Raw genomic sequence first — 24,797 nt, 5'->3', positions numbered from 1 at the left:
TGCGCATCCTCAGATGTCGAGGAAACGCACGTCCTTGGCGTTCTTCTGGATGAACGAACGGCGCGACTCGACGTCCTCGCCCATCAGGGTGGCGAAGATCTCGTCGGCGGCGGCCGCGTCGTCGAGCGTGACCTGGAGCAGCGTGCGCGTCTCCGGGTTCATCGTGGTCTCCCACAGCTCCTTGTAGTCCATCTCACCGAGACCCTTGTAGCGCTGCACGCCATTGTCCTTGGGGATGCGCTTGCCGGCGGCCAGACCCTCCGCGAGGAAGGCGTCGCGCTCGCGGTCGGAGTAGACGTACTCGTGGTCGGCGTTCGACCACTTGAGGCGGTAGAGCGGCGGCTGTGCGAGGTACACGTAGCCGAGCTCGATGAGCGGCCGCATGTAGCGGAACAGCAGCGTCAGCAGCAGGGTCGTGATGTGCTGGCCGTCCACATCGGCGTCGGCCATCAGCACGATCTTGTGGTAGCGCGCCTTCTCCGGGTTGAAGTCCTCGCCGATGCCGGCGCCGAACGCCGTGATCATGGCCTGGACCTCGTTGTTCGCGAGGGCGCGGTCGAGCCGGGCCTTCTCGACGTTGAGGATCTTGCCGCGCAGCGGGAGGATGGCCTGCGTCTCAGGGTTGCGGCCCTGGACGGCCGAGCCGCCTGCCGAGTCGCCCTCGACGATGAAGATCTCCGACAGCGTCGGGTCCTTGGAGGCGCAGTCCTTGAGCTTGCCGGGCATCCCGCCGCTCTCCAGCAGGCCCTTGCGCCGGGCGGTCTCGCGCGCCTTGCGGGCGGCGAGGCGCGCGGTCGCGGCCTGGAGCGCCTTGCGGATGATCTCCTTGGCCTGGTTCGGGTTGCGGTCGAACCAGTCGCCGAGCTGGTCGCCGACGACCTTCTGCACGAACGCCTTGGCCTCCGTGTTGCCGAGCTTGGTCTTGGTCTGTCCTTCGAACTGCGGCTCGGACAGCTTGACCGAGATGACGGCGGTGAGGCCCTCGCGCACGTCCTCGCCGGAGAGGTTGTCGTCCTTCTCCTTGAGGATGTTCTTCTCGCGCGCGTACCGGTTGACCAGCGTGGTCAGCGCAGCGCGGAAACCCTCCTCGTGCGTGCCGCCCTCGTGGGTGTTGATCGTGTTCGCGTACGTGAAGACGGACTCGTTGTAGCTCGTGGTCCACTGCATGGCGACCTCGAGCGCGATCTTGCGCTCGGTGTCCTCCGACTCGAACGAGATGATCTCGTCGTGGACCACCTCTGCCTTCTTGGCGGAGTTGAGGTAGTGCACGTAGTCGGTCAGGCCGCGCTCGTAGAGGAAGACGTCGGAACGCGCGGCGAACACCGTCGCGTCCTCTTCCACTTCTCCCTCGACCGGCTCGACCTCGGGCGGGCGCTCGTCGGTGAGCGCGATGCGCAGTCCCTTGTTGAGGAACGCCATCTGCTGGAAACGGGTGCGGAGGGTGTCGTAGTCGAACACGACCGTCTCGAACGTGTCGGGGCTCGGCCAGAACGTGATGATCGTTCCCTGACGGTCGGATGCCTCGCCCTTCTCGAGCGGGGCCTGCGGCACGCCGTTGCGGTAGCTCTGCCGCCAGACGTGCGCCTGCCGGTGGACCTCGACGTCGAGGCGGGAGGAGAGCGCGTTCACGACGGACGAGCCGACACCGTGGAGACCGCCGGAGACCGCGTAGCCGCCTCCGCCGAACTTTCCGCCGGCGTGCAGGATCGTGAGGACGACCTCCACCGTGGACTTCTTCTCGGTCGGGTGCTCGTCCACGGGGATGCCGCGGCCGTTGTCGTCCACCCGGACAGCGCCGTCGGGGAGGATCGTCACCTCGATGTTGTCGGCGTGACCGGCGAGCGCCTCGTCGACGGAGTTGTCGACGATCTCGTACACCAGGTGGTGGAGGCCGCGGGGGCCGGTGGAGCCGATGTACATTCCGGGTCGTTTGCGGACGGCTTCGAGACCTTCGAGGATCTGGATCTCATTCGCGCCGTAGTCGTGTTCCGCCTCGGCCCTGTTCGGTTCCATCGTCATATGAAATTTGGCTCCTGACCGCACCTGACAGTGACTCTCCATTCTACCAAGGGCAGGGAGCCGGAATGCCCGAAATCGCCCCTCTGAGGCGTTTTCTTTGGACGGGCGACCTCTTTTGTGCTGTCAGCCGTAAGTATCGCGCGGACCGCGCCCTGGAATCGACCTGGGACCGCGTTTCCAGGAGGGGGCGTCCGGGCCTTGAAAACGGATCGACTGGATGTCGGCGTCGGGGAACCGCTCACCGATGCGGACCAGGAGCTCCGAACGCATCATCCGCAGCTGCGTCGCCCAGGCCGTCGACTCGCAGCGCACGACCAGCACGCCGTCGGTGATCTGGTCGGGAATGGCGTGCTTGGCAGTCTCCTCGCCGGCGAGCTGCTCCCAGCCCTCCAGGAGGTCGGACTTCGCGAGCGGAGCGGTCCAGCCGAGCTGCTGTGCGAGGGCGTCGACCACGTCGCCGAGTCCGCGCGGGTCTCGTCCGGCGCCGAAAGGCTTCGACGCGGAGGGGTCTTCCGGGCCGCGCTTCCTCCGGCTGCGGGAAGGGGTGCCCGTGAAGAGCTCCTTCATCCGCAGGTACACGGCCGACGCCTCGCTCACGATCCCACGATAGTCCCGGCCTCGATCCGCACGGTGTGGGCGGTGAGGGTCTCCGGGACGTCGTCGTAGACGGCCGCCGTGATGAGGACCTGCTCGTAACCTGCTACGGCGGTTGCGAGCATCCGTCTGCGGGCCTGATCCAGCTCCGCGAAGACATCGTCGAGGATCAGTACGGGGTCTCCGGTCGAGGACTCCTGGCGGAGCAGCTCGGCGGAGGCCAGTTTCAGTGCCAGCGCGAACGACCAGGACTCGCCGTGGCTGGCGTAGCCCTTGGCGGGGAGGCCGTTGAGCTCGAACAGGACGTCGTCCCTGTGCGGCCCGACCAGGGTGAGGCCACGCTCCAGCTCCTTCGAGCGCACGGCCGCCAGCGCACCGCGGAAGACCTCCGCGGTGTCACCGGATGAGGTGGTTACGTCGGTCTCGGCGTCGTCGTCCTCATCGTCGATGTGGGCGCCGCGGATGGTGAGCTGCGGGATCAGCCGGGGATGGTGGTCGTCGCCGGCGACCGAGCGGTACGCCGCGACGAGCGGGTCGCTGAGCCGGGCGACCAGGTCGAGGCGGGCATCCACCAGTTCGGTGCCGAGCGCGACCAGTCGCTCGTCCCAGATGTCGAGTGTTCCGAGCTGGTCGCCTTTCACACGGGAGGCGCGCGCTGACTTCAGCAGGGTGTTCCGCTGCTTCAGCACGCGCTCGTAGTCGGCGATGACCGCCGAGAACCGCGGGCTGCGCTGGATCAGGAGCTGATCCAGGAACCGGCGGCGGATACCCGGCTCGCCGCGCACCAGCGCGAGATCCTCCGGGGCGAACAGCACGCTGGAGAAGTACCGTGGCAGCTCGCGCGGCTTGATCGCGCCGCGGTTCACCTGCGCCCGGTTCGGCGAGGAGCGGTTGAGCTGCACCTCCACGAGGAGCTCGCGGCCGTCGTGCTCGATGCGCGCCCGCACGATCGCCGAGTCGGTGTCCTTGCGGATCATCGCCTGATCGCTCGACACCCGGTGCGAACCGAGAGTGCTCAGGTAGCCGAGCGATTCGACGAGGTTGGTCTTGCCCTGACCGTTGCGGCCGACGAACAGATTGGCGCCGGCCGCGAACGGGACATCCGCGGTGCGATAGTTGCGGAAATCAGTCAGGGAAAGATGTGTAACTCTCAATGAGGGTTAGTCCACGGCCTTCACGGCGTGGCCGCCGAACTGGTTGCGGAGGGCGGCGACGGCCTTCATCGCGGGCGAGTCCTTCTGGCGGGAGACGAAGCGCGCGAAGATCGACGCGCTGATGGTGGGGACGGGGACGGCGTTGTTGAGCGCCTCCTCGACGGTCCACCGGCCCTCGCCCGAGTCGTCCACGAAACCCTCGATGTGCTCGAACTCCGGGTCCTGCTCCAGGGCGCGCACCAGGAGGTCGAGCAGCCAGGAGCGCACGACCGTGCCGCGCTGCCACGCCTTGAAGGTGCCGGTGACGTCCTTGATGATGTCCTTGCGGGTGTCGAGCAGCTCGTAGCCCTCGGCGTAGGCCTGCATCAGGGCGTACTCGATACCGTTGTGCACCATCTTCGCGTAGTGGCCGGCCCCCACCTCGCCGACGTGGACGAAGCCCTCGTCGCGCGGACCCTCCGGACGCAGCGCGTCGAAGACGGGCATGACGCGCTCGACCTGCTCCTTGGAACCGCCGACCATCAGACCGTAGCCGTTGTCCAGACCCCAGATGCCGCCGGAGACACCGGCGTCCATGAAGTCCACACCCTTCGGCGCGAGCTGCTCGGCGTGCTTGAAGTCCTCGGTGAACTTCGAGTTGCCGCCGTCGATGACAAGGTCGCCCTTCTCGAGCAGCGGCTCCAGGTCGCTGATCACCGAGTCGGTGACCTGACCGGCCGGCACCATGACCCACACGGTGCGCGGAGCGGGGAGGGCCGCGACGAGGTCCGCGAGCGTCGCCACATCCGACACGTCGCGGTTGGTGTCGTAGCCGGTGACCTCGATGCCCTTCTTCTCCAGGCGAGCGCGCATGTTGTTGCCCATGCGTCCGAGACCGATGAGGCCGATGTGCATGATTGTCCTTCTTCTCTCGTGGAGCGGGACCGGGTCCTAGCGGAGCAGCAGGTTGGGCTGCAGCAGGTACTTGTAGGAGTCCGAACCGGACTGGTCCTTCGAGGTCTGACTCGTGATGAGCACCGGACCCGGCTTGTTGGGGTTCTCGGTCTTGGTGAAGGAGATGCGCACGAATTCCGAGTGCACGGCACCGAGACCATCGAGCAGGAACTGCGGCTTCAATGAAACCACCGTCTCCTGGCCAGTGAGGAGAGCGTCGATGCTCTCGGATGCTTGCGCCTGCTCCGAGCCGATCGCTTCCAGCGTCAGACCGTCCGCGGTGAAGGTGTAGCGGAGCGCGGCCTCGCGCTCCAGAACGAGGGAGACGCGCCTGGTCGCCTCGATGAGCTCGGCGGTGTTGATCACCGCGTAGTTGTCGACCTGCTCGGGGAACAGCCGGCGGACCGGCGGGAAGTTGCCCTTGATCAGCAGCGACGTCACGGTCTTCTTGTCGGCCGTGAAGGCGATGAGCTCGCGGTCGTCCCGGTTCGTGATCGAGATGGACACGGTTCCGGAGTGGCCGAAGGTCTTGCCGATCTCGGTCAGAGTGCGGGCGGGGACGAGCGCGGTCTGGGCCTCACCGGAGGTGGTGCCGTTGTCCCAGTCGATCTCGCGGACGGCGACGCGGTACCGGTCGGTGGCGACCAGACCCAGCGTGTTGTTCCCGACCTCGAGTTGCACTCCGGTGATGACCGGGGTCACGTCGTCGCGCGACGCGGCGACGCCCACCTGGGCGACGGCCTCGGCGAATTCCTCGGCAGGGACGAGCCCGGCTTCCCCGCCGACCTGCGGGATGCTCGGATATTCCTCGACAGGCATGGACAGCAGCGTGAAGTTCGCCGATCCGGCCCGGACCACGATCTTCGACTCCTCGGTCGAGAACTGCACGGGTGCGTTCGGGAGCTTGGCTGCGATCTCGGCCAGGAGCCGTCCGGAGACGAGCACACGACCGGGTTCCTCGACCTCCGCTGCGATCTGCGTCTGCGCCGAGACCTCGTAATCGAACGAGGAGAGCTGCAGGCCGCTGTCGGTGGTCTCGATCAGTACGCCGCTCAGGATGGGGAGGGTGGTCCTCTGCGGAAGAAGCTTCACGGCGAAGGAGACGGCCTCACTGAAGACATCCCGATTGGCTTGGAACTTCACGAAGTCTCCCCTGGTCGGCGCTCGGATACGAACGTCACCGATCCTAGCGCTTGGCCTTCTTCGCAGAAGTTGTCATTCGAGCGAGCGCTCGAGGTTGTCGCCCGGCCTTAACTGAGAAGGATTAATCATTAATCGTGTTAACCGCTGTGGAAACTGTGGATAACTCGGTGGAAACCTTGCAATCAGTGGGAACTACACCCTCGTGAGTTGTTGATGGCCGGTGGAATCCCACTGTTGACACGGATGTCGAGCGCGATCCCGATCGACGGCTTTTCACAGCACCGAGCCGTTCGTCCCCATTAATCGAGCGACTTTCCGGAACTTCTCCACAAGTTATCCCCAGGTGTTAATAACGAACTCTCCCCACTCTGGGGATCAATCTGTGGATAACTTTCTCGAGCGCCGCGGCGTGGCGTGCTGTCGAGACCGTCCGCCGGCCTACTTGCCGTAGCGGTGGTTCTGCTTGATCCGGCTGGTGAGCTCCGTCACCTGGTTGTAGATCGAGCGCCGCTCCTTCATGAGCTCGCTGATCTTCTTGTTCGCGTACATCACGGTCGTGTGGTCGCGGCCGCCGAAGAGCTGCCCGATCTTCGGCAGCGAGAGGTTGGTCAGTTCGCGGCAGAGGTACATCGCGATCTGGCGCGCGGTGGCCACCGCCTGCGAGCGACTCGAGCCGTACAGGTCGTCGACGCTGAGCTTGAAGTACTCCGCGGTGTTGGTGATGATGTCCGTCGGCGCGATCACGTTGTCGTCGTCGAGCGTGATCAGGTCCTTCAGCACCGTCTGCACCAGCGGCATGTCGACCGGAGTGCGGTTCAGGCTCGCGAACGCGGTGACGCGGATGAGCGTCCCCTCCAGCTCGCGGATGTTGCTCGACACCTTGGACGCCATGAACTCGAGGATGTCGTCGGGGACGAGGATCTTCTCGCTCTGCGCCTTCTTGCGGAGGATCGCGATGCGCGTCTCCAGGTCGGGGACCTGGACGTCGGTGATCAGACCCCACTCGAACCGCGACCGCATCCGGTCCTCGAAGCCGGTCAGGTGCTTCGGCGGCAGGTCGCTGGTGATGACCACCTGCTTGTTGTGGTCGTGGAGGGTGTTGAACGTGTGGAAGAACGCCTCCTGCGTCTCGACCGCCCTCTGCAGGAACTGGATGTCGTCGATCAGCAGGATGTCGATGTTGCGGTAGCGCGCCTGGAACGACGAGCCGCGGTTGTTCGCGATCGAGTTGATGAAGTCGTTCGTGAACTCCTCGCTCGACACGTACCGCACGCGGATGCCCGGGTAGAGGCTCATCGCGTAGTGGCCGATGGCGTGCAGGAGGTGGGTCTTGCCCAGGCCCGAGTCGCCGTAGATGAAGAGCGGGTTGTACGCCTTGGCCGGGGCCTCCGCCACCGCGACCGCAGCTGCGTGCGCGAACCGGTTGGACTGGCCGATGACGAAGTTGTCGAAGCTGTACTTGGAGTTGAGGCGGGTGTCGCCGTTGCGCGGGGGCGCGGTGATCTCGGTCGGCGGCGCCATCATCGGCGCGACCGCGTCCAGATACGGCGCAGGATCGGGCTCGGAGGGGCCCACCATCGACTCCTGCTGGATCTCCGGGTTCACCACGATCGCGAAGGTGTTCACCTCGAGCGCCTGGTCGAGGGAGCCGATCGCGTTGAGCAGCGGGACCCGGCTGCGCTGCTCGATCATCCCGCGCGTGAACTCGTTGGGCACCTCGAGGTAGAAGGTGCCGGCCATGATGCCCTTGGGCTCGACCAGGCTGAGGAAGCCATGCAACTGCGGGGTGATGCGGTCGTCCGTCTCGAGATTGTCGAGCACGTTCTGCCATGCCGCAGAAATGGACTCTTCGCCGCCTGCCATCGTTCCCCGTCTTCGAATTTCGTGGATGCCGTCGGCCCGACGCGAGACGAGTCGTCCCCCGTGTGACTCGCGCTGGGCTGGCGGCAAGGATGCCGCCGAGGGGTATTCACAGAGTTATCCACCGCTGTGTGAGCAATACCGTAGCGATCTCCGGCCGTTTTTGGGATGGCCTGGGGATAACTTTGGAGTTCACGCTAACTTGTCCACAGGTGTGGATCAAATTCGATTCCCGGAATACTCCGGCGCGTCGGTCACGCGCTTCCTGCCAATCCCGTGCATAATCAAGGGTTTCAGGGCGATCGGTTTGACCTCCGTTGCCTCAGGACGTAGCTTTAATAAGTTGACTTCAGCCGTTTCGGCTGCCCAGAAACTTTCCTGGCCTCCCCGTGCTGGCCGAATTCCTTTCAGCACCGGCCTGTGAAGAGACCACCACGGAGATTGATATGAGCAAGAGAACGTTCCAGCCGAACAACCGCAAGCGCGCGAAGACCCACGGCTTCCGCCTCCGCATGCGCACGCGTGCCGGCCGCGCCATCCTGTCGGCGCGCCGCTCCAAGGGCCGCGAGAAGCTTTCGGCCTGACCCCTTTCGGGTCAGAGCCCCTTCCGGCGTAGGGCGCGGCGCGTGCTCGCGAAGAACCATCGCATCACGCGGGGCGCGGAGTACCGGGCGACCGTGCGACGAGGTGCTCGCTTCAACGGAGCGAGCACGATTGCGTACGTCCGGTTCAACCGCGATTCCGACGTGGTGCGATTCGGTTTCATCGTGAGCAAGGCGGTCGGGAACGCGGTCGTGCGCAACCGCGTTCGGCGCCGGCTCAAGGCCGCGGCGTACGACCTCCTCCCCCACCTGTCACCGGCGGCCGCCGACGGCGCCGGCATCGACGTGGTGATCCGGGCATTGCCAGCGTCCGCCCAACTGACCTGGGCTAATCTGCACGGTGAGGTCTCGCGGGCCACCGACCGTTTCCTCAGCCGTCACACCACCAGTCCGCGCGACAACCGTCCACGGGACACCAGCGAAGGCAACGTCCGTCCATGAACACCGCGATCGCAGCCGTGCTCCTCGCTCCGAGGAACGCTGCCGTACTGGTGCTTCGGGCGTACCGAGCGGTGATCTCCCCGCTGTACGGCGATGTGTGCCGGTACTACCCCTCGTGCTCCGCTTATGCTCTGCAGGCGATTCAGGAGCATGGAGTGATCGTCGGGAGCGTGCTCGGCATCCGCCGGATCGCACGCTGCCATCCGTGGGCAGCCGGAGGGGTCGATGACGTCCCCCTCAAGAAGAAGCGCCGCTACCGGGTCACTCCGTTCGGATTCGTCGTCGCCACCAGCCAGGGAAAGGCCTAGCACCCAGACATGGACATCATCGGCACCATCCTCTGGCCCATCAAATGGGTCGTGGAACTCATCCTCGTCGCCTTCCACTGGATCTTCAGCAACATCGGAATGGACCCGGCGGCCGGTATCACCTGGGTGCTGTCCATCGTCGGGCTGACCGTCGTCGTGCGCGCGGCGCTCATCCCGATCTTCGTCCGGCAGATCAAGAACCAGCGCCGCATGCTCGAGATCGCGCCGCAGCTCAAGAAGATCCAGGACAAGTACAAGGGCAAGAAGGACCAGTTCTCCCGCGAGGCGATGTCGCGCGAGACGATGGAGCTCTACAAGAAGACGGGCACCAACCCGCTGAGCTCGTGCCTCCCGCTGCTGCTGCAGATGCCGGTGTTCTTCGCGCTGTTCCAGGTGCTGAACGGCGCCCAGAGCGGCAAGGCCGGCGTCGGTCCGCTGAACGCGACGCTTGCGGAGCAGTTCGGCAGCGCGACGCTGTTCGGTGTGGCTCCGCTGCACCAGAGCTTCTCGGGCGCCCAGCACGCCAACCCTCCGCAGGTCGCCGTCATGGTGATCGCCGCGGTCATGGTCGTGCTGATGACGGGATCGCAGTTCCTCACCCAGTTGCAGATCGTTTCCAAGAACATGTCGCCGGAGACCAAGGCGAGCCCGCAGTTCAAGCAGCAGCGCATCCTGCTCTACCTGCTCCCCTTCGTGTTCCTGTTCTCGGGCTATGCCTTCCCGCTCGGCGTCATGTTCTACTGGCTGACCTCGAACCTGTGGACGATGGGTCAGCAGTTCCTGGTGATCCGCAACATGCCGACGCCGGGGTCCGACGCAGCCAAGGCGCGCGAGGCCCGCCTGGCCCGAAAGGGCAAGCTGGTGCAGGACGGCGCCGTCGTCCTCCAGGTGGACGAAGTGCCGCAGAAGCCGGTGACCACGCAGCGTGTGCAGCCGGTGAACAAGAACCGCGCGAAGAAGCAGGCCGGAAAGAAGTAGGGACATGACCGACGTGCAGACAGAGTTCACGCCTTCCGACGAGGAAGCCGTCCACTCCCCCATCACCGCAGACGTGGACGGCGACGCTGAGTCGGCGCCCCCTGCAGACCTCGACCGCGAGGGCGACATCGCCGCGGACTACATCGAGGAGCTGCTCGACATCGCCGACATCGACGGCGACATCGACATCGACACCCGCAACGGCCGTGCGTACATCTCGGTGAACTCCGAGGAGGGCACCAACCTGCGACTGCTGTCGAAGCCGGACACGGTCACGGCTCTCCAGGAGCTGACCCGCCTCGCGGTCCAGAACCAGACCGGCGGATTCTCGCGGTTGATCCTCGACATCGCCGGCTCGCGCGATGCGCGCCAGGCGGAGCTCGCCACGCTGGTGGACCGGGCAATCGCCCGGCTCGAAGAGGGTGCGGCCGAGGCCTCCCTCCCCGCCATGTCGTCGTACGAGCGGAAGCTCGTCCACGACATCGTGTCCGAGCGCGGCTATGTCTCGAACTCGCGCGGCGAGGGTCGTGACCGTCACACGGTCATCACCGCTGCGTAGTTTCATGTGAAACGGTGACTGATTCCGTCGAGACCGAACCCGCGGTCGCTGCAGAGCTCTTCGGTGAGCGACTCGATGTCGCGCGCGCGTTCACGTCCAACCTGGTTGCGCAGGGTGAAGAGCGTGGACTCATCGGGCCGCTCGAACTCCCCCGTATCTGGTCGCGGCACATCCTGAACTCTGCGATCGTCGCGCCATTGCTGAACCGCGGTCGCGTCGGCGACGTCGGAAGCGGAGCCGGATTGCCGGGTCTTGTGCTCGCCATCGCCCGGCCGGACGTCGACTTCGTGCTCATCGAGCCGATGGAGCGTCGTGTCGCCTGGCTCACCGAGCAGGTCGATGAGCTCGGCCTTGGCAACGTGGTTGTCGTGCGTGATCGCGCGGAAGACGTGCGCTTGGCTGAGCCGCTGGATCAGGTGACTGCGCGTGCAGTGAGCGCGTTCAGGAAGCTGATTCCTTTGACCGCTCCCCTGCTCCGTGATGGCGGCGAGTTGGTGCTGATGAAGGGTGCCGGCGCAGCCGCAGAGGTCGAGGCGGCGACCAAGGAGCTGCGGAAGTTCCGTGTCCACGACGTCGAGGTGCTCACGCTCGGCGAAGGTGTCCTCGACGACGTCACGCGAGTCATTCGGGCACAGGTCCGCTGAGGATAGCCGCGTTCTCCACAGCTTCCGCGATGCTGAAGGGTGTCGCCGAACAGTCAAGCTAGAGTTGACGAGTGGTTCGCACTGCGTTCCAGCACCTCCCCCGCGGCGTGGCCGTAGACCGTACCAAGCAACGAGGTTTCATGTGAAACAACCCGAACAGGATGCTCCCGTTGAGGTGGGTGAAATCACCTTCGATGCGTCGACGCCACTAGCCCGGGAAATGCAGGATCTCGCCAGGAGGAGACAAGCCATCGCTTCAACGACGCTGCCGTTGCCGTCACGAACGCGGATCTTCACGATCTCCAATCAGAAGGGTGGCGTCGGGAAGACGACCACCGTCGTGAACCTCGCTGCAGCCCTGGCGAAATCGGGTGCTCGTGTGCTTGCCATCGACCTCGACCCGCAGGGAAACGCCTCCACAGCGTTGAGCGTCGAGCACCGCGAGGGCACGCCGAGCGTCTACGACGTGATCGTCAACGACAAGGAGCTCGAAGAGGTCATCCAGAAGAGCCCGGAGTTCGATGGGCTCTTCGTGATCCCCGCGACCATCGACCTCGCCGGGGCGGAGATCGAGCTCGTCTCGATGGTCGCCCGTGAGCAGCGCCTTTCGCGTGCACTCGCTCGTTTCCTGGACGAGTTCGACATCGACTACGTCCTCATCGACTGCCCACCCTCGCTCGGGTTGCTCACCATCAACGCGTTCGTCGCTGCCACTGAGGTGCTCATCCCGATCCAGTGCGAGTACTACGCACTCGAGGGCCTGAGCCAGCTCCTGAAGAACATCCAGCTCATCGAGCGGCACCTCAACCCCAAGCTGCAGGTGTCGACGATTCTGTTGACCATGTACGACTCGCGGACCAACCTCGCCCATCAGGTGGCGGATGATGTCCGGCAGCACTTCCCCGACGAGGTCCTCGACACGATCATTCCGCGCTCCGTGCGGATTTCGGAGGCACCGAGCTACGGGCAGAGCGTCATCAGCTATGACGCGAACTCGTCCGGGTCGCTCTCGTACCTCGAGGCGGCCGCTGAAATCGCACGAAGAGGAGTACCCCGCTAATGGCAGCGAAGCGCACTGGTCTGGGACGCGGTATCGGCGCACTCATCCCCACGAGCGATCAGTCGTCGCGACCGGTGGATGTCTTCTTCCCGGCGACATCCGCGGTGGCGACGGCGGAACTCGTCGCTGTGCCCGGTGCCCAGCTCGCGAACCTCTCCCCCGCTGACATCGTCCCCAATGCGGCGCAGCCGCGCGTCGAGTTCGACCGCGAAGCGTTGGATGAGCTCGTGGCGAGCATCCGCGAGGTCGGCGTGCTGCAGCCGGTGGTCGTTCGTCCTCTCGCCGGCCAGGTGGACAAATACGAGCTCATCATGGGCGAGCGTCGGCTGCGCGCGACCAAGGAGCTCGGGCTCGACAGCATCCCGGCGGTCATCAAGGACACTGCCGACGAGGACATGCTGCGCGATGCCCTCCTCGAGAACCTGCACCGGTCGCAGCTCAATCCGCTCGAGGAGGCGTCGGCGTACCAGCAACTCCTTGCGGACTTCGGGATCACGCAGGAGCAGCTCGCCACTCGGATCGGGCGTTCGCGCCCGCAGATCACCAACACGATCCGTCTCCTGAAGCTGCCTGCGCCGGTGCAGTCGCGTGTGGCGGCCGGCGTCATCAGTGCGGGCCACGCTCGCGCGATCCTCTCGGTCGGCGACGACGAGGATGCGATGCTCCGGCTGGCGGACAAGATCGTCAACGAGGAGCTCACTGTCCGCGCGGCGGAGGCCGCCGCAAGTAAGACACCGAAGCCGGTGCGGACGAAGGTCTCCCCCGGCAAGCACCGCGGGCACCTGGATGAGGTCGCCGAGCGCCTCGGTGACCGGCTGAATACCCGTGTCAAGATCAGTCTGGGTGCACGAAAAGGCCAGATCGTCGTAGATTTCGCGACGATCCAGGACCTGAACCGGATTCTGGACGAGATCGGCCAGCCGACTTACAGCTCGCCCGTCCGTTTCACATGAAACATCGCAACCACTGAACGGGAGGGGGAGGCTGAATCAGCCTCCCCCTCCCGTTTCATGTGAAACCTTCGCCTACTCCCCCGCGTCCGCGATCGCCGCCGCCGCGAGCGTCGCGTAGACATCCCCGAGGTCGCGACCGGACGCCGCAATCGCCTGCGGCATGATCGATGTCTCCGTGAGACCCGGCAGAACGTTGGCCTCCAGGAACCACGGGACGCCCGCCGCGTCGACGATCAGGTCGACTCGGGACAGGTGCCGGAGCCCGAGCGCTATGTGCGCGGCGGTTGCTGCGGCAGAAACCGCTTCGGTGGTCGACTCGTCCAGTCGCGCCGGCACGTAGAACCGGGTCTCCCCCGCGTTGTACCGCGCATCGAACGTGTAGGTGCCTTCGATCGGCTCGATCTCCACCGGCGGGAGCGCGATCGGACCGTCTCCGGTGTCGAGTACGGCGACGGAAACCTCCACGCCGGCGACCTTCCGCTCGATCAGTGCGACGTCGGCGTAGGTGTACGCGTCGACCATCGCGCGCGGGAGTTCCTCAGCGGCCGTGACGATGGTGACACCCTGCGCCGAACCGCCGTGGGCCGGCTTCACCACGAGCGGGACATCGAACGCTCCGAGCACCGTCGCCAGCACGCTGTTGGCGCCGAGCTCCCGGAAGGTCTCCTTCGGCAGCGTGACCGACACGGGGGTGGCGACGCCGGCACGGGAGACCACCGTCTTGGCAGCCGGCTTCGACCAGGCGAGCCGGGCGGCGTCCGTCGTGGAACCGACGAACGGCACGCCGGCGAGTTCTAGGAGCGCACGGAGGGCGCCGTCCTCGCCACTCGATCCGTGGAGCGCCGGCCAGACCACGTCCGGGCGACTCTCGCTCAGGTATCCGAGCAGCTCGCCGTCTGGCTCGCGCACGGTGACGTGGTGTCCGAACGACTGGAGGCCGTCGGCGACACGTCGTCCGCTGCGCAGCGAGATGTCGCGCTCATGCGAGATTCCGCCGGCGAGAACGACGATGTCGAGTGCTTCTTTTTCGGCCATGACCTGCTCTTTCGTTGGCAGTGGATGCACTGGCGGGGCGTGCTGGACGCGGTGTTTCGCGTCGGTCAGCGCAGATCCGTCGGCGGGTTCGGGCTGGTGCGACTGGCGCGGGACGCGGTGAGCGGACCGGTGCCGGCGAACGTGTCCAGGAGGTCCTGCTCGCCGTTGATGACGTTGGCGAGTCGGCGGACGCCGACCTTGATGCTCTCCGGCGTGGGATAGCAGAACGACAGGCGGATGTTCTGCGCACCCGACCCGTCCCCGTAGAACGCGGTGCCGGGCGTGTACGCGACCAGCTCGGTCACGGCGCGCGGCAGCATGGCCTTGGAGTCGAGGTGCGACGGCAGAGTGAGCCACACGTAGAAGCCGCCGTTCGGGTTCGTCCAGGACAGCTCCGGGAGGTACTCCTCGAGCGCGGAGATCATGGCCTCCTTGCGCTCCCGGTACACCCCGCGGAACGTGTCGATCTGGCCGCGCCAGTCGGCGTCGCGCAGATACTCCGAGATGACGAGCTGGCTGAACGAGCTCGGGCTCAGGACGGCCGCCTCGTTGGCGAGGATGAGCTTCTCCCGGATGGCGTGCGGAGCCAGCGCCCAGCCGACCCGGAATCCGGGCGCGAGCGTCTTCGAGAAGGTGCCCAGGTAGACGACGCCCTCGCGCTCGACCGACCGCATCGCAGCAGGAGGCTTCTCACCGAAGTAGAGCAGCCCGTACGGGTTGTCCTCCAGCACCAGGATGTCGTTCTGGCGGGCGATCTCGAGGATCTCGAGCCGTCGCTCCCAGGACAGGGTGACGCCGGCCGGATTGTGGAAGGTCGGCACCGTGTAGAGGAACTTCACCCGCCGGCCCGCTGCCTTCAGGCGGGCGATGTGCTCGCGCAGCGCCTCCGGGATGAGCCCGTGCTCGTCCATCGGGATGTGGTCGACCTCCGCCTGGTACGAACGGAAGATGACCATCGCCGTCACGTAGCTGGGGCCTTCGGCGAGCACGACGTCGCCCGGGTCGATGAACAGCTTGCTGAACAGTTCGAGCGCGTGCTGCGAGCCCGTCGTCACGATGACGTCGTCGGCGCTGCCGCTGATCCCCTCGAGCGCCATCACGTCCAGGATCTGCTCCCGCAGCGCCGGAACGCCCTGGCCGGACCCGTACTGGAGGGCGACCGGACCCTGCTCCCGCATCACCCGGTTCATCGCCCCCACGACCAGATCCTCGGGGAGCGCCGCGACGTACGGCATGCCGCCGGCCAGCGAGACCACCTCGGGGCGGCTGGCGACGGCGAACAAGGCTCGGACCTCACTGGCGGCCAGGCCGCTGGTGCGCTGCGCGTAGTGGTGATACCACGGGTCCAGATTGTTGCCCTGCTGGCGAGGGCTGCCCTGTTCTGTCACGAATCGTCCGTTTCTCGTGTCGTTCATTCATGCTAGGGGCGGCACGCATCCCGCTGGAAATCGAGCCGACACCCGGATACACGAAAGACCCGCCCGGCGGATGAGCGCCGGACGGGTCTGACAGTGTGTGGAAGCTGCCTGTGTCGCCCTACGCGAGGTAGGCGGCCAGGTCGGCCTCGAGGGCGGGCTTCGGCTTGGCGCCGATGACGGTCTTGACGACCTCGCCACCCTGGTAGACCTTCATCGCGGGGATGGAGGTGATCTGGTACTTCGCCGCGGTCTGCGGGTTCTCGTCCACGTTGAGCTTGACGATCTCGATCTTGTCCGCGTGCTCGGCGGCGATCTGGTCGAGGATCGGGCCGACGGCGCGACACGGACCGCACCACTCGGCCCAGAAGTCGACGAGGACGGTCTTTCCGCTGCTGAGGACGTCCTGCTCGAAAGTGGCGTCCGTGACGGAACGTGCTGCTGACATAGTTGCTGATTCTCCTTATGCGGTGGTCGTGAGTTCGAGATCGCCGGACGCGCCCTCTGCGGCGCGCTCCAGCAGGTCCTTGGGGAGGGTCGTGAGGTAGTGCTCGGCGTCGAGCGCGGCGACCGTACCCGACGCGGCGGCGGTGACCGCCTGGCGGTAGGTGGGGTCGATCACGTCGCCCGCGGCGAACACGCCCGCGACCTTCGTCTTGGAGCTCCGGCCGGCGACCGCGATGGTCCCCTCCGGAGTGAGGTCGAGCTGGCCGTGGACCAGGTGGACCCGCGGGTCGTTGCCGATCGCGATGAAGAGGCCCTGCAGCTCCAGCTCGCTCTTCTCGTCGGTCTCCAGGTTGCGCAGCGTCACCGCGCGCACCTGCTCGTCTCCGCTGATGCCGACGACCTCCGAGTTCCAGATGAACTCGATCTTCTCGTTGGCGAACGCGCGCTCCTGCATGATCTTGGAGGCGCGAAGGGACTCGCGGCGGTGGATGACGTACACCTTGTCCGCGAAGCGGGTCAGGAAGGTGGCCTCCTCCATCGCGGAGTCGCCGCCGCCGACGACGGCGATCGTGCGCTCACGGAAGAAGAACCCGTCGCAGGTGGCGCACCAGGAGACGCCGTGACCGGACAGGCGCTCCTCGTCCTCCAGCCCGAGCTTGCGGTACGCGGAGCCCGTGGCGAAGATGACCGACAGCGCCTCGTGAACGGCGCCGGAGCCGAGCGTGACCGTCTTGACGTCGCCGGAGAGGTCGACGGACACGACGTCGTCGAGGACGATGTCGGTGCCGAACTTCTCGGCCTGCGCCTGCATCTTGAACATGAGGTCGGGGCCCATGACACCGTCGGGGAAGCCGGGGAAGTTCTCGACCTCCGTGGTGTTCATCAGCTCGCCGCCGGCCTCGACAGAGGAGGCGATCAGCAGCGGCTTGAGGTTGGCGCGAGCGGCGTAGATGGCCGCCGTGTAACCGGCTGGGCCGGAACCGATGATGATGATCTGCCGCACGGAGGAACTCCTTGATGGTCTGCGGTGCTCCGTCCGGAGACACCGCCCTGTAGAACACATCCTAGGCGGATGCTATTCCGTGTCACCTGCGAGCGGAGGAACGGGCCGCGGCGCGCTCCAGAACGGGCGCGATACCGGCCTCCAGATCGCTGGAACGCAGGAGGGCGAGGAAGCCGAGGTAGACGACGAGCATGACGACGCCGACGATCGCCGACGAGACGACGGCGGCGATCGGACCGCTCACCGGGAAGGACCCGTGGTCCACTCCCCCGAGAATGACGAGGAACCCGCCGCCCGCCACCATCGAGGCGACTCCGGCGACGAAGAAGCGCCACATCCCGTTCAGGATGCGCCGGCCGTCCACTCCCCCGGTTCGGCGGCGCAGCAGCGCGAATGCCAGGGCCGCCTGCACGACGCTCGCACCGGAGACCACGAAGGCGATGGCGGCGGCGCGGAAGTCCGCGGGCACCGCGAAGCAGGAGAGCACGCCCACGATGATCACCACGGTCTGCACGAGGGTGAACATGAACGGCGTCCGGGTGTCCCCGAGCGAGTAGAAGGCGCGCTGGGCCATGAACACGAGCGAGAACGGCACCAGGCCGATGAGGTAGGCGATGAGGACGTTGCCCATCGACTGGTAGGACGAGGTGAAGACGCGGGCGACAGGATAGGCGAGGACGATCAGCACCGCCGACGCCAGCACGATCAGGAACATGATCGACCGCGCCGCGCTCGAGAAGTCGTCGCGGAAGGATTCGATGGCTCCGCGGTGGGCGTGCTCCGCCATCCGGGTGTAGAACGCGGTCACGATCGACACGGCGATGATGCCGTGCGGGAGCATGAAGACGAGCCAGGCGTTCGTCATCGCGAACGAGCCGGCGTGCCCCTCGCCGACCGAGTTGGCGACGTTGGTCTCCACCAGTCCAGCGACCTGCGTGGCGATGAGCATGGCGAAGGTCCAGCCCGCTGCCTTTCCGGCCGAGCCGAGGTTCACCCCGCGCCAGCCGAAGTCGAAGCGGAAACGGAGGCCGATCCTTCGCCAGAACAGGAAGAGCACGAGCGCCTGCGCCGCCAGCCCCAGGGTCGCCCCGCCGGCGAGCAGCGCCACCATCCCGGGCGACCACACCTGATGGTTGTTGCCGGTGGCGTAGGCGCCGAAGGCGAGCACGAACACGCCGAGCATGACGACGCCGACGAGGTTGTTGACGACCGGCGCCCAGGTGAACGGACCGAACGACTTGCGCGCGTTCAGGACCTCCCCGAGCAGCGTGTACAGCCCGAGGAAGAAGATCTGCGGCAAGGACCAGTACGCGAACGCGGTCGCGAGCTCCGCCTGGGCCCCGCGCAGGCCGTACAGGGACATCAGGACCGGGGAGAGCAGCGTGGCGACGGCCGCCACACCCGCGAACACCACGATTCCGAGCGTGATGAGCTTGTTGATGTACGCGCGTCCGCCGTCGGGGTTGACCGAGGCGCGCACGATCTGCGGCACCAGGATCGCGTTGAGGATGCCCTGGGCGATGATGGCGTACACGCTGTTCGGGACGATCGTGGCGGTGTTGTACGCGTTCGCGGCGATGCTCGACAGGCCGATCGCCTGGACGAGCAGCCATGCCCTGCCGAACCCGAGGAGGCGCGACACGAGGGTGCCGGACGCGAGCATCGCGCTCGCCCGGCCGACGCTAGCCATCGGTGCCTCCCGGGGTGGTGCGGGTGTCGGCGGCCTCGTCCTGCGTCGCAGCCTCGTCCTGGGTCGTAGCCTCGTCCTGCGTCGAATCCTCGTCCTGGGCGTCCGCATCATTCCGGCGCTGGTCACGTCGGCGCAGGATGTTGCGCACGAGCCCGAAGCCGAACAGCAGCACGAGCAGGCCGCCGAAGATCAGCGCACCGATGCCCTCCCAGTCGGCGTGCACATCCACTGTGACGGAGCTGGGGTCGCCGATCGGCACGCCCGTCGGGCTGTAGAGCTGAAGCGACAGGATGACCTGGCCGTTTCCGACCTTGGCCTTCACCGGCACGAGCATCGTCGCCCGGGAGTCCTGAGGGATGGTCTTCGTGGTCGGCGCGTCGATCTCCAGCCGGCTGTTCGACGGGGATGCGCTGAGCACGACCGTGACCGCCTCGGTGCTCAGCTCGTTGCTGACCGTGAACGGGATCGACCCCTGCGCGCTCACCAGGTTGACGTTCTCGGTGGGCAGGATGTGGACCGAGTGGAGGGTCTTGACCGTCGACTGCCTGCTCGCGTTGACAGCCGTGGTCCACTGGGTGCGCGGGTTCTGCCAGGAGACCGCGAGGAGTGTGAGCAACTGCGCCCTGGTCTGCCCGGTGAGCGTCGTCGGGTCGCTGAGGATGGTCGCGAACGCGTCGATCGACTTCTCGTCCTGCAGCAGCAGGTGGATGCTGTCGATCCGGGTCTGCGACTCGGGGGCGTCGGTCATCGCCAGCTCCGACGAGGGCGCGGACGACAGCAGGGCGGGGAATGTGGACGGCGCGGCGAATGGGCCGGTGAACAGCGCGTCGAGCGTGCGCTGGAGCTGGGTCCCGCTCGACGGCCAGGAGCGGTCGAGCGCGAGGAGCAGGTGGTGGGGTGTCGTGCCCTCCGCGCTGACGAGCTGGAGCTGCGCGTTCAGCTTCGACATCGCGGCGTTCCAGGCGAGGTCGCTCGGCGCCGAGACGGCCTGGCGGAGCGCCTCGGAGAGCCGCTGATCGGAGACCGCGAGCGTCGACGATCCGCTGTGCTGCGGCGCGTTCGGGGTCGAGTCGAGCTTGTCGGCGTTGGTGTTGCTTCCGGAGACGACGACGGTCCCGAGGCCCGCTGCCGCGAGCGGCGCGAGGTCGGCCGAGCGGAGGGTGTCGTCGCCAGGCCACGCGATGCCGCGGAGGCTGTAGTTCCAGGCCAGCAGCCGGTCGAGGGTCGGGAGCGTCGTCCCGGTGCCGGGCGTCGGCGTCGGGCTGGGCGTCGCCGCCGGCGTGGATGTCGGGTTCTGCGGCTCCCCGATCGCCGTCGGAGTCGGCGAGAAGTTCTTGGGGTCGAGCGCGAAGCCCAGCGCCGTCGGCTGCAGCGGCGCCGGAAGGCCCGACTGGATCTGGCCGGCGACGTCCGCGTCACCGTAACCGAGTGAGAAGGTGTCGTTCGGGAGGGTGCTCAGCCGGTCGAGCCATGCCGTCGCGCTGGTCGGCGCGGAGTTCCCGAGCGCGCGGATGGACGCGAGGATCATCGGATCGAGGCCGATCGCGACGGTCGCGTGGTTCTGGAGGCCGTCGAGGTCGCGGGTCAGCACACCGTTGGGGGCCGTGTACGTGGCCAGGTCCTGCCCGGAGATGAGGCCGTCACCGGTCGACGGGCTCACGATCGGCATCACGACGCCGACCGTCGAGCGCGTCGCGGCGTCGCCCGGGCTCCAGACGACCGAACCCCGGGCGTTCGCGACCGCGGGTCCGATGTCGACCGTGGCGCCGAGCCCGTAGACGGCCGAGGTGGTCCTGCCGGCGAAGGGGATGGCCGCCGCGGGCACGTTCACGCGCACCACGACGCTGGAGCCGGGCTCCAGGACGGGAAGGGTCGCCTTGCCGAGTTCGACGCGGCCCGAGACCGCATCCGTCGAGGTGAGCCAGGAGGCGAGATCCGATCGCGTCTTCTGCGGCTGCGGGTCGAGCCACAACCCGACCGAGCCGGCCGTGTACGCGGTGTCCGTCGGGTTGGTCACCGTGACGGACGTGACGAGCTCCTGGCCTGGCGCGAGCACCCCGCCGTTGTCGGCGGTCAGCGACGCGCCGATCGAGGCTGTCGTCGCCGTGCGGACAGAGGCTGCGGCCACCGACGCGGGGCGGGAGGACGCGGTCGCCGGGCTCGCGGCGGGACCGGCCAGCAGAGCGAGGACGGCGACTCCCGCGCCGATCAGGGCAGCAGGCAGTCGCGCACCCCGGAGGGTGGAGCCGGGTACGCTCATGCGCCGACGCACGATCCCGGTTCCGCCTCCATGTCGACGATTCTAGGGGCCGCCCCCTGTGAGAGCCCGGCGAGCACGCGGCTCCCGCCGAGGCGCGCGGCGCGTGCGGCCTCCCATTAAACTGAGTCACCATGCAGTCCGTCGCCGAATCCCTCGACCGCCTCGGCGCCCTGGCCGCGACCCCGACGGTCGATCGGCTCGCCCAGGCGTTCGCCGCGGCCGGCTTCGAGCTGTCGCTCGTGGGAGGGCCCGTGCGCGACGCCCTCCTCGGCCGCGAGGTGCACGATCTGGACTTCACCACCGACGCCCGTCCGGACGACATCCTGGGCGTCGTGCGGCCGATCGCCGACGCCGTGTGGGAGATCGGCCGCGCGTTCGGGACGATCGGGGCGCGCTTCGGCGACGACACGGTCGAGGTCACGACCTACCGCAGCGACAGCTACGACGGCGCGACGCGCAAGCCGGAGGTGGAGTTCGGGGACACGCTCGAGGGCGACCTCCTGCGACGGGACTTCAGGGTCAACGCGCTCGCTCTCCGCATCCCGGAGGTGCGGCTGGTGGACCCGTCCGGCGGTGTGGAGGACCTCCTGGCACGTCGTATCACCACGCCGTCCAGCCCGGAGGTGTCCTTCGGGGACGACCCGCTGCGGATGATGCGTGCCGCCCGGTTCGCCTCTCAGCTCGGTTTCGCCGTCGACGACCAGACGCGCGAGGCGATGGCGGACATGGCCGAGCGCATCGGCATTGTCAGCGCAGAGCGCGTGCGGGACGAGCTCACGAAGCTGCTGGCGTCCGACGACCCGCGGCCCGGCATCCAGCTCCTCGTGGACTCCGGGCTCGCCGACCAGGTGCTGCCGGAGCTGCCGGCGCTGCGGCTGGAGGTGGACGAGCACCACCACCACAAGGACGTGTACCAGCACAGCCTGACTGTGCTCGACCAAGCGATCGGCTACGAGAAGGAGCGCCACCCCGGCACGGCGCCCGACCTGGTCCTGCGGATCGCCGCGCTCCTCCACGACATCGGCAAGCCCGCGACGCGGCGGTTCGAGCCGGGCGGCGCCGTCTCCTTCTATCACCACGACGTCGTCGGGGCGAAGCTCGCCAAGAAACGGCTGACCGCGCTGCGCTTCGACAAGGCCACGGTCGACTCGGTCGCGCGCCTCATCGAGCTGCACCTCCGCTTCTTCGGGTATTCGGACGCGCACTGGACCGACTCGGCCGTCCGCCGGTACGTGCGCGACGCCGGAGGCGAGCTGGAGCGCCTGCACATGCTGACCCGCGCCGACGTGACGACGCGCAACCGGCGCAAGGCCGACCGGCTCGGCTTCGCGTACGACGACCTCGAGCAGCGCATCGCTGAGTTGCAGGCGCAGGAGGAGCTGGACGCCGTCCGGCCGGACCTCGACGGCGAGCAGGTGATGCGGCTGCTGGGGCTGAGGCCCGGACGCGAGGTCGGTCAGGCGCTCTCCTTCCTCCTGGAGCTGCGGCTCGATGAAGGACCGCTCGGCGAGGAGGAGGCCACGGGGCGGCTGCTCGCGTGGTGGGAGGCGCGGTAGGGCTCGTCCTGCATCGCATTGGTCCTCCACAACGTCGGCACCCGGATGAGTTGTCCACAGATCTGCGGACGCCGCCCTGCGAGCCTCCCCTCTTGGCGAGGCTGGACGCATGAGCATCACACTGACCGTCGCAGACACCACCACCCAGCGCCCCGGTTGGCGCGGAAGCAGCCCATCGGCTACCCTAGGTAAGTTGCCCGGGCGGAGTCCTGCCTATGCAACCGATGTCAAACCCTCCTGCTGCAGAACGTCTGTAGCCGCTGAGACCAGAGGAGGTGGGTTAGTCATGCATCAGTACGAGTTGATGGTCATCCTCGATCCCGAGATCGATGAGCGCACCGTAGCTCCGAGCCTCGACAAGTTCCTCAACGTCGTTCGTAACGACGGCGGATCTGTCGACAACATCGACATCTGGGGTCGTCGTCGCCTTGCGTACGAGATCAACAAGAAGTCCGAGGGCATCTACGCCGTCGTGCAGCTCACCGCGACCGGTGACACCACGAAGGAGCTCGACCGCCAGCTGAAGCTCAGCGAGGCCGTCATGCGCACCAAGGTGCTCCGTGCCGAAGAGGCCATCGCCCAGGTCGCTGCCGCTCAGAAGCGTGCCGACGAGAAGGCCGCCCGCAAGGCGTCCACCTCCGCCGACAAGGCCGCTGCCTCCGAGAAGCCTGCAGCTTCCGAGAAGCCTGCAGCCTCCGAGAAGGCCGGCGCCTAGTCCCATGGCCGGCGAGACCGTCATCACCGTGGTGGGCAACCTCACGGCCGACCCCGAGCTGCGTTACACGCAGAACGGGCTGGCTGTCGCCAACTTCACCATCGCGTCCACTCCCCGTACGTTCGACCGTCAGGCGAACGACTGGAAGGACGGTGAGGCTCTCTTCCTGCGCGCGAGCGTGTGGCGTGAGTTCGCCGAGCACGTCGCAGGTTCGCTGACCAAGGGGTCCCGCGTCATCGCGCAGGGGCGTCTCAAGCAGCGCTCCTACGAGACGAAGGAGGGCGAGAAGCGCACCTCCATCGAGCTCGAGATCGATGAGATCGGGCCGTCGCTGCGGTACGCCACCGCTCAGGTGACCCGCGCGCAGTCGTCGGGTCGTGGCCCTGGTGGCGCTGGTGGCTTCGGTGGCGGCGCACCCGCCGTCGAGGAGCCGTGGGCCGCTTCCGCACCGGCTGACCCGTCCGCGGGCGCCGACGTCTGGAACACTCCGGGCTCCTACAACGACGAGACCCCGTTCTAAAGGGTCCCTCCAACTGAGTTTGCCTGGCCGGCCACGGCCACGTCAGGCGGAAAGCAAAGGAAATCATGGCTGGAAAGTCGAGCGGCGACCGCCGCAAGCCGATCCGCAAGGGCAAGGACGGGAAGAACGCCGCACCGGCGAAGTCCGTCCGCGTGGGCGTCATTGACTACAAGGACGTCGCCACCCTGCGGAAGTTCATCTCCGAGCGCGGAAAGATCCGCGCCCGCCGCATCACCGGTGTCTCCGTGCAGGAGCAGCGCCTCATCGCCCGCGCAGTCAAGAACGCGCGCGAGATGGCACTCCTCCCCTACGCCGGCTCTGGCCGTTAAGGAGTAGGGACAGAATGTCGAAGGTTATTCTCACGCACGAGGTCACCGGCCTCGGCTCCGCCGGTGACGTCGTCGACGTCAAGAACGGCTACGCACGCAACTACCTCGTCCCCCAGGGCTTCGCCATCGTGTGGAGCCGTGGTGGCGAGAAGCAGGTCGATCAGATCAAGGCGGCCCGCGCCGCTCGCGAGCTGCACACGATCGAGGCCGCTCAGGACCTCAAGGCCAAGCTCGAGGCGACCCGCGTCAAGCTGGTCGTCAAGGCCGGCCGCGAGGGCCGTCTGTTCGGTTCCGTGAAGACGGGCGACGTCGCCGACGCGGTCAAGGCCGCGGGCATCGGCGAGCTCGACAAGCGCAAGATCGAGCTCCCCAACGCGATCAAGGTCGTCGGTGACCACGAGGCCACCGTCCGCCTGCACGACGACCTCTCGGCCGTCATCGCGCTGCAGGTGGTCGCCGCCAAGTAGCGGACGGAAATCTCACAGTGTAGCGGGGGGGGGGGGCGGGCGCCGCCCCCCCGGGATAGAGATCGTTTACCCCCAAGCCCACCCCCCCCCCCCCGCCGCCGCGCACGCCGCA

Annotated in this window: 25 protein-coding genes; 13 read left to right on the top strand and 12 right to left on the bottom strand. The window is 67.0% G+C overall.

Annotation, left to right across the window (positions count from 1 at the left end):
- Positions 1 to 9 precede the first annotated feature (9 nt).
- From gyrB to dnaA, 6 genes are all read right to left on the bottom strand, one after another.
- Positions 10 to 2,019, bottom strand: a complete 2,010-nt coding sequence (gyrB, locus tag ACFRFH_RS05745) for a DNA topoisomerase (ATP-hydrolyzing) subunit B (protein WP_382462032.1) — start codon at positions 2,017 to 2,019, stop codon at positions 10 to 12.
- Between the two features lie 123 nt (positions 2,020 to 2,142).
- A complete protein-coding gene (locus ACFRFH_RS05740; RefSeq protein WP_382462734.1) occupies positions 2,143 to 2,586 on the bottom strand; it encodes a DUF721 domain-containing protein in 444 nt (147 codons plus the stop codon).
- A gap of 26 nt (positions 2,587 to 2,612) precedes the next feature.
- Positions 2,613 to 3,767, bottom strand: a complete 1,155-nt coding sequence (recF, locus tag ACFRFH_RS05735) for a DNA replication/repair protein RecF (protein WP_382462031.1) — start codon at positions 3,765 to 3,767, stop codon at positions 2,613 to 2,615.
- Positions 3,768 to 3,773: 6 nt separating this feature from the next.
- Positions 3,774 to 4,661 (bottom strand): phosphogluconate dehydrogenase (NAD(+)-dependent, decarboxylating), encoded by an 888-nt coding sequence (gene gnd / locus ACFRFH_RS05730; RefSeq protein WP_382462030.1) that lies wholly within the window; start codon positions 4,659 to 4,661, stop codon positions 3,774 to 3,776.
- 36 nt (positions 4,662 to 4,697) lie between these two features.
- Entirely contained in the window at positions 4,698 to 5,843 is a 1,146-nt protein-coding gene (gene dnaN, locus ACFRFH_RS05725) for a DNA polymerase III subunit beta (protein WP_382462029.1), read from the bottom strand.
- A gap of 438 nt (positions 5,844 to 6,281) precedes the next feature.
- The gene (gene dnaA, locus ACFRFH_RS05720) at positions 6,282 to 7,706 is read right to left on the bottom strand and encodes a chromosomal replication initiator protein DnaA (RefSeq protein WP_382462028.1); all 1,425 of its coding nucleotides are present in this window, start codon (positions 7,704 to 7,706) and stop codon (positions 6,282 to 6,284) included.
- 443 nt (positions 7,707 to 8,149) lie between these two features.
- On the opposite strand from dnaA, the gene rpmH reads away from it, so the two are divergent.
- The 8 genes from rpmH (at position 8,150) to ACFRFH_RS05680 (ending at position 13,248) form a co-directional block, all read left to right on the top strand.
- Entirely contained in the window at positions 8,150 to 8,287 is a 138-nt protein-coding gene (rpmH, locus tag ACFRFH_RS05715) for a 50S ribosomal protein L34 (protein ID WP_021763546.1), read from the top strand.
- Between the two features lie 42 nt (positions 8,288 to 8,329).
- Entirely contained in the window at positions 8,330 to 8,746 is a 417-nt protein-coding gene (gene rnpA, locus ACFRFH_RS05710; protein ID WP_345838768.1) for a ribonuclease P protein component, read from the top strand.
- Positions 8,743 to 9,054 (top strand): membrane protein insertion efficiency factor YidD, encoded by a 312-nt coding sequence (yidD, locus tag ACFRFH_RS05705; protein WP_382462027.1) that lies wholly within the window; start codon positions 8,743 to 8,745, stop codon positions 9,052 to 9,054. Before rnpA ends, yidD begins: the two co-directional genes overlap by 4 nt.
- A 9-nt stretch (positions 9,055 to 9,063) precedes the next feature.
- Positions 9,064 to 10,032: a membrane protein insertase YidC gene (gene yidC / locus ACFRFH_RS05700; protein ID WP_382462026.1), complete on the top strand. Its 969-nt coding sequence runs from the start codon at positions 9,064 to 9,066 to the stop codon at positions 10,030 to 10,032.
- 4 nt (positions 10,033 to 10,036) lie between these two features.
- Positions 10,037 to 10,591, top strand: a complete 555-nt coding sequence (locus ACFRFH_RS05695) for a protein jag (protein WP_382462025.1) — start codon at positions 10,037 to 10,039, stop codon at positions 10,589 to 10,591.
- 14 nt (positions 10,592 to 10,605) lie between these two features.
- On the top strand, positions 10,606 to 11,235 hold the full coding sequence (rsmG, locus tag ACFRFH_RS05690; RefSeq protein WP_382462024.1) for a 16S rRNA (guanine(527)-N(7))-methyltransferase RsmG: 630 nt from the start codon (positions 10,606 to 10,608) through the stop codon (positions 11,233 to 11,235).
- A gap of 142 nt (positions 11,236 to 11,377) precedes the next feature.
- A complete protein-coding gene (locus ACFRFH_RS05685) occupies positions 11,378 to 12,295 on the top strand; it encodes a ParA family protein (RefSeq protein WP_382462023.1) in 918 nt (305 codons plus the stop codon).
- Positions 12,295 to 13,248 carry a ParB/RepB/Spo0J family partition protein gene (locus tag ACFRFH_RS05680; protein WP_382462022.1) on the top strand — a complete coding sequence of 318 codons (954 nt, stop codon included), beginning with the start codon at positions 12,295 to 12,297 and terminating at the stop codon, positions 13,246 to 13,248. The genes ACFRFH_RS05685 and ACFRFH_RS05680 overlap by 1 nt, the downstream gene beginning before the upstream one ends.
- A 72-nt stretch (positions 13,249 to 13,320) precedes the next feature.
- On the opposite strand, the gene ACFRFH_RS05675 is transcribed toward ACFRFH_RS05680, so the two are convergent.
- The 6 genes from ACFRFH_RS05675 to ACFRFH_RS05650 all read right to left on the bottom strand — a co-directional run bounded on the left by ACFRFH_RS05675 (position 13,321) and on the right by ACFRFH_RS05650 (position 21,098).
- Positions 13,321 to 14,283, bottom strand: coding sequence for a D-alanine--D-alanine ligase (locus ACFRFH_RS05675; protein ID WP_382462021.1), 963 nt, complete (start codon positions 14,281 to 14,283; stop codon positions 13,321 to 13,323).
- Between the two features lie 65 nt (positions 14,284 to 14,348).
- On the bottom strand, positions 14,349 to 15,671 hold the full coding sequence (locus ACFRFH_RS05670) for a PLP-dependent aminotransferase family protein (RefSeq protein ID WP_382462020.1): 1,323 nt from the start codon (positions 15,669 to 15,671) through the stop codon (positions 14,349 to 14,351).
- Positions 15,672 to 15,819: 148 nt separating this feature from the next.
- Positions 15,820 to 16,146: a thioredoxin gene (gene trxA, locus ACFRFH_RS05665; protein WP_179604159.1), complete on the bottom strand. Its 327-nt coding sequence runs from the start codon at positions 16,144 to 16,146 to the stop codon at positions 15,820 to 15,822.
- Between the two features lie 15 nt (positions 16,147 to 16,161).
- Entirely contained in the window at positions 16,162 to 17,148 is a 987-nt protein-coding gene (gene trxB, locus ACFRFH_RS05660; RefSeq protein ID WP_382462019.1) for a thioredoxin-disulfide reductase, read from the bottom strand.
- Between the two features lie 82 nt (positions 17,149 to 17,230).
- Positions 17,231 to 18,838: a murein biosynthesis integral membrane protein MurJ gene (gene murJ, locus ACFRFH_RS05655; RefSeq protein WP_382462018.1), complete on the bottom strand. Its 1,608-nt coding sequence runs from the start codon at positions 18,836 to 18,838 to the stop codon at positions 17,231 to 17,233.
- Entirely contained in the window at positions 18,831 to 21,098 is a 2,268-nt protein-coding gene (locus ACFRFH_RS05650) for a DUF6049 family protein (protein ID WP_382462017.1), read from the bottom strand. Before ACFRFH_RS05650 ends, murJ begins: the two co-directional genes overlap by 8 nt.
- Before the next feature lie 131 nt (positions 21,099 to 21,229).
- Here ACFRFH_RS05650 and ACFRFH_RS05645 point away from each other — a divergent pair, with 131 nt between their 5' ends.
- The 5 genes from ACFRFH_RS05645 (at position 21,230) to rplI (ending at position 24,685) form a co-directional block, all read left to right on the top strand.
- The gene (locus tag ACFRFH_RS05645; protein ID WP_382462016.1) at positions 21,230 to 22,654 is read left to right on the top strand and encodes a CCA tRNA nucleotidyltransferase; all 1,425 of its coding nucleotides are present in this window, start codon (positions 21,230 to 21,232) and stop codon (positions 22,652 to 22,654) included.
- A 286-nt stretch (positions 22,655 to 22,940) separates the two neighbouring features.
- Entirely contained in the window at positions 22,941 to 23,369 is a 429-nt protein-coding gene (gene rpsF / locus ACFRFH_RS05640) for a 30S ribosomal protein S6 (protein WP_382462015.1), read from the top strand.
- Positions 23,370 to 23,373: 4 nt separating this feature from the next.
- Positions 23,374 to 23,889 (top strand): single-stranded DNA-binding protein, encoded by a 516-nt coding sequence (locus tag ACFRFH_RS05635; RefSeq protein WP_382462014.1) that lies wholly within the window; start codon positions 23,374 to 23,376, stop codon positions 23,887 to 23,889.
- A 65-nt stretch (positions 23,890 to 23,954) separates the two neighbouring features.
- The gene (gene rpsR / locus ACFRFH_RS05630; RefSeq protein WP_018189012.1) at positions 23,955 to 24,218 is read left to right on the top strand and encodes a 30S ribosomal protein S18; all 264 of its coding nucleotides are present in this window, start codon (positions 23,955 to 23,957) and stop codon (positions 24,216 to 24,218) included.
- Between the two features lie 14 nt (positions 24,219 to 24,232).
- A complete protein-coding gene (gene rplI / locus ACFRFH_RS05625; RefSeq protein WP_382462013.1) occupies positions 24,233 to 24,685 on the top strand; it encodes a 50S ribosomal protein L9 in 453 nt (150 codons plus the stop codon).
- Positions 24,686 to 24,797: the final 112 nt, after the last annotated feature.

This window comes from Leifsonia sp. NPDC056824, assembly GCF_042789575.1.
In the GTDB taxonomy this organism is placed as follows: Bacteria; Actinomycetota; Actinomycetes; order Actinomycetales; family Microbacteriaceae; genus Leifsonia.
The sequence above is the reverse complement of the archived record's forward strand: the minus strand, read 5'-3'. Positions and strand labels throughout refer to the sequence as shown.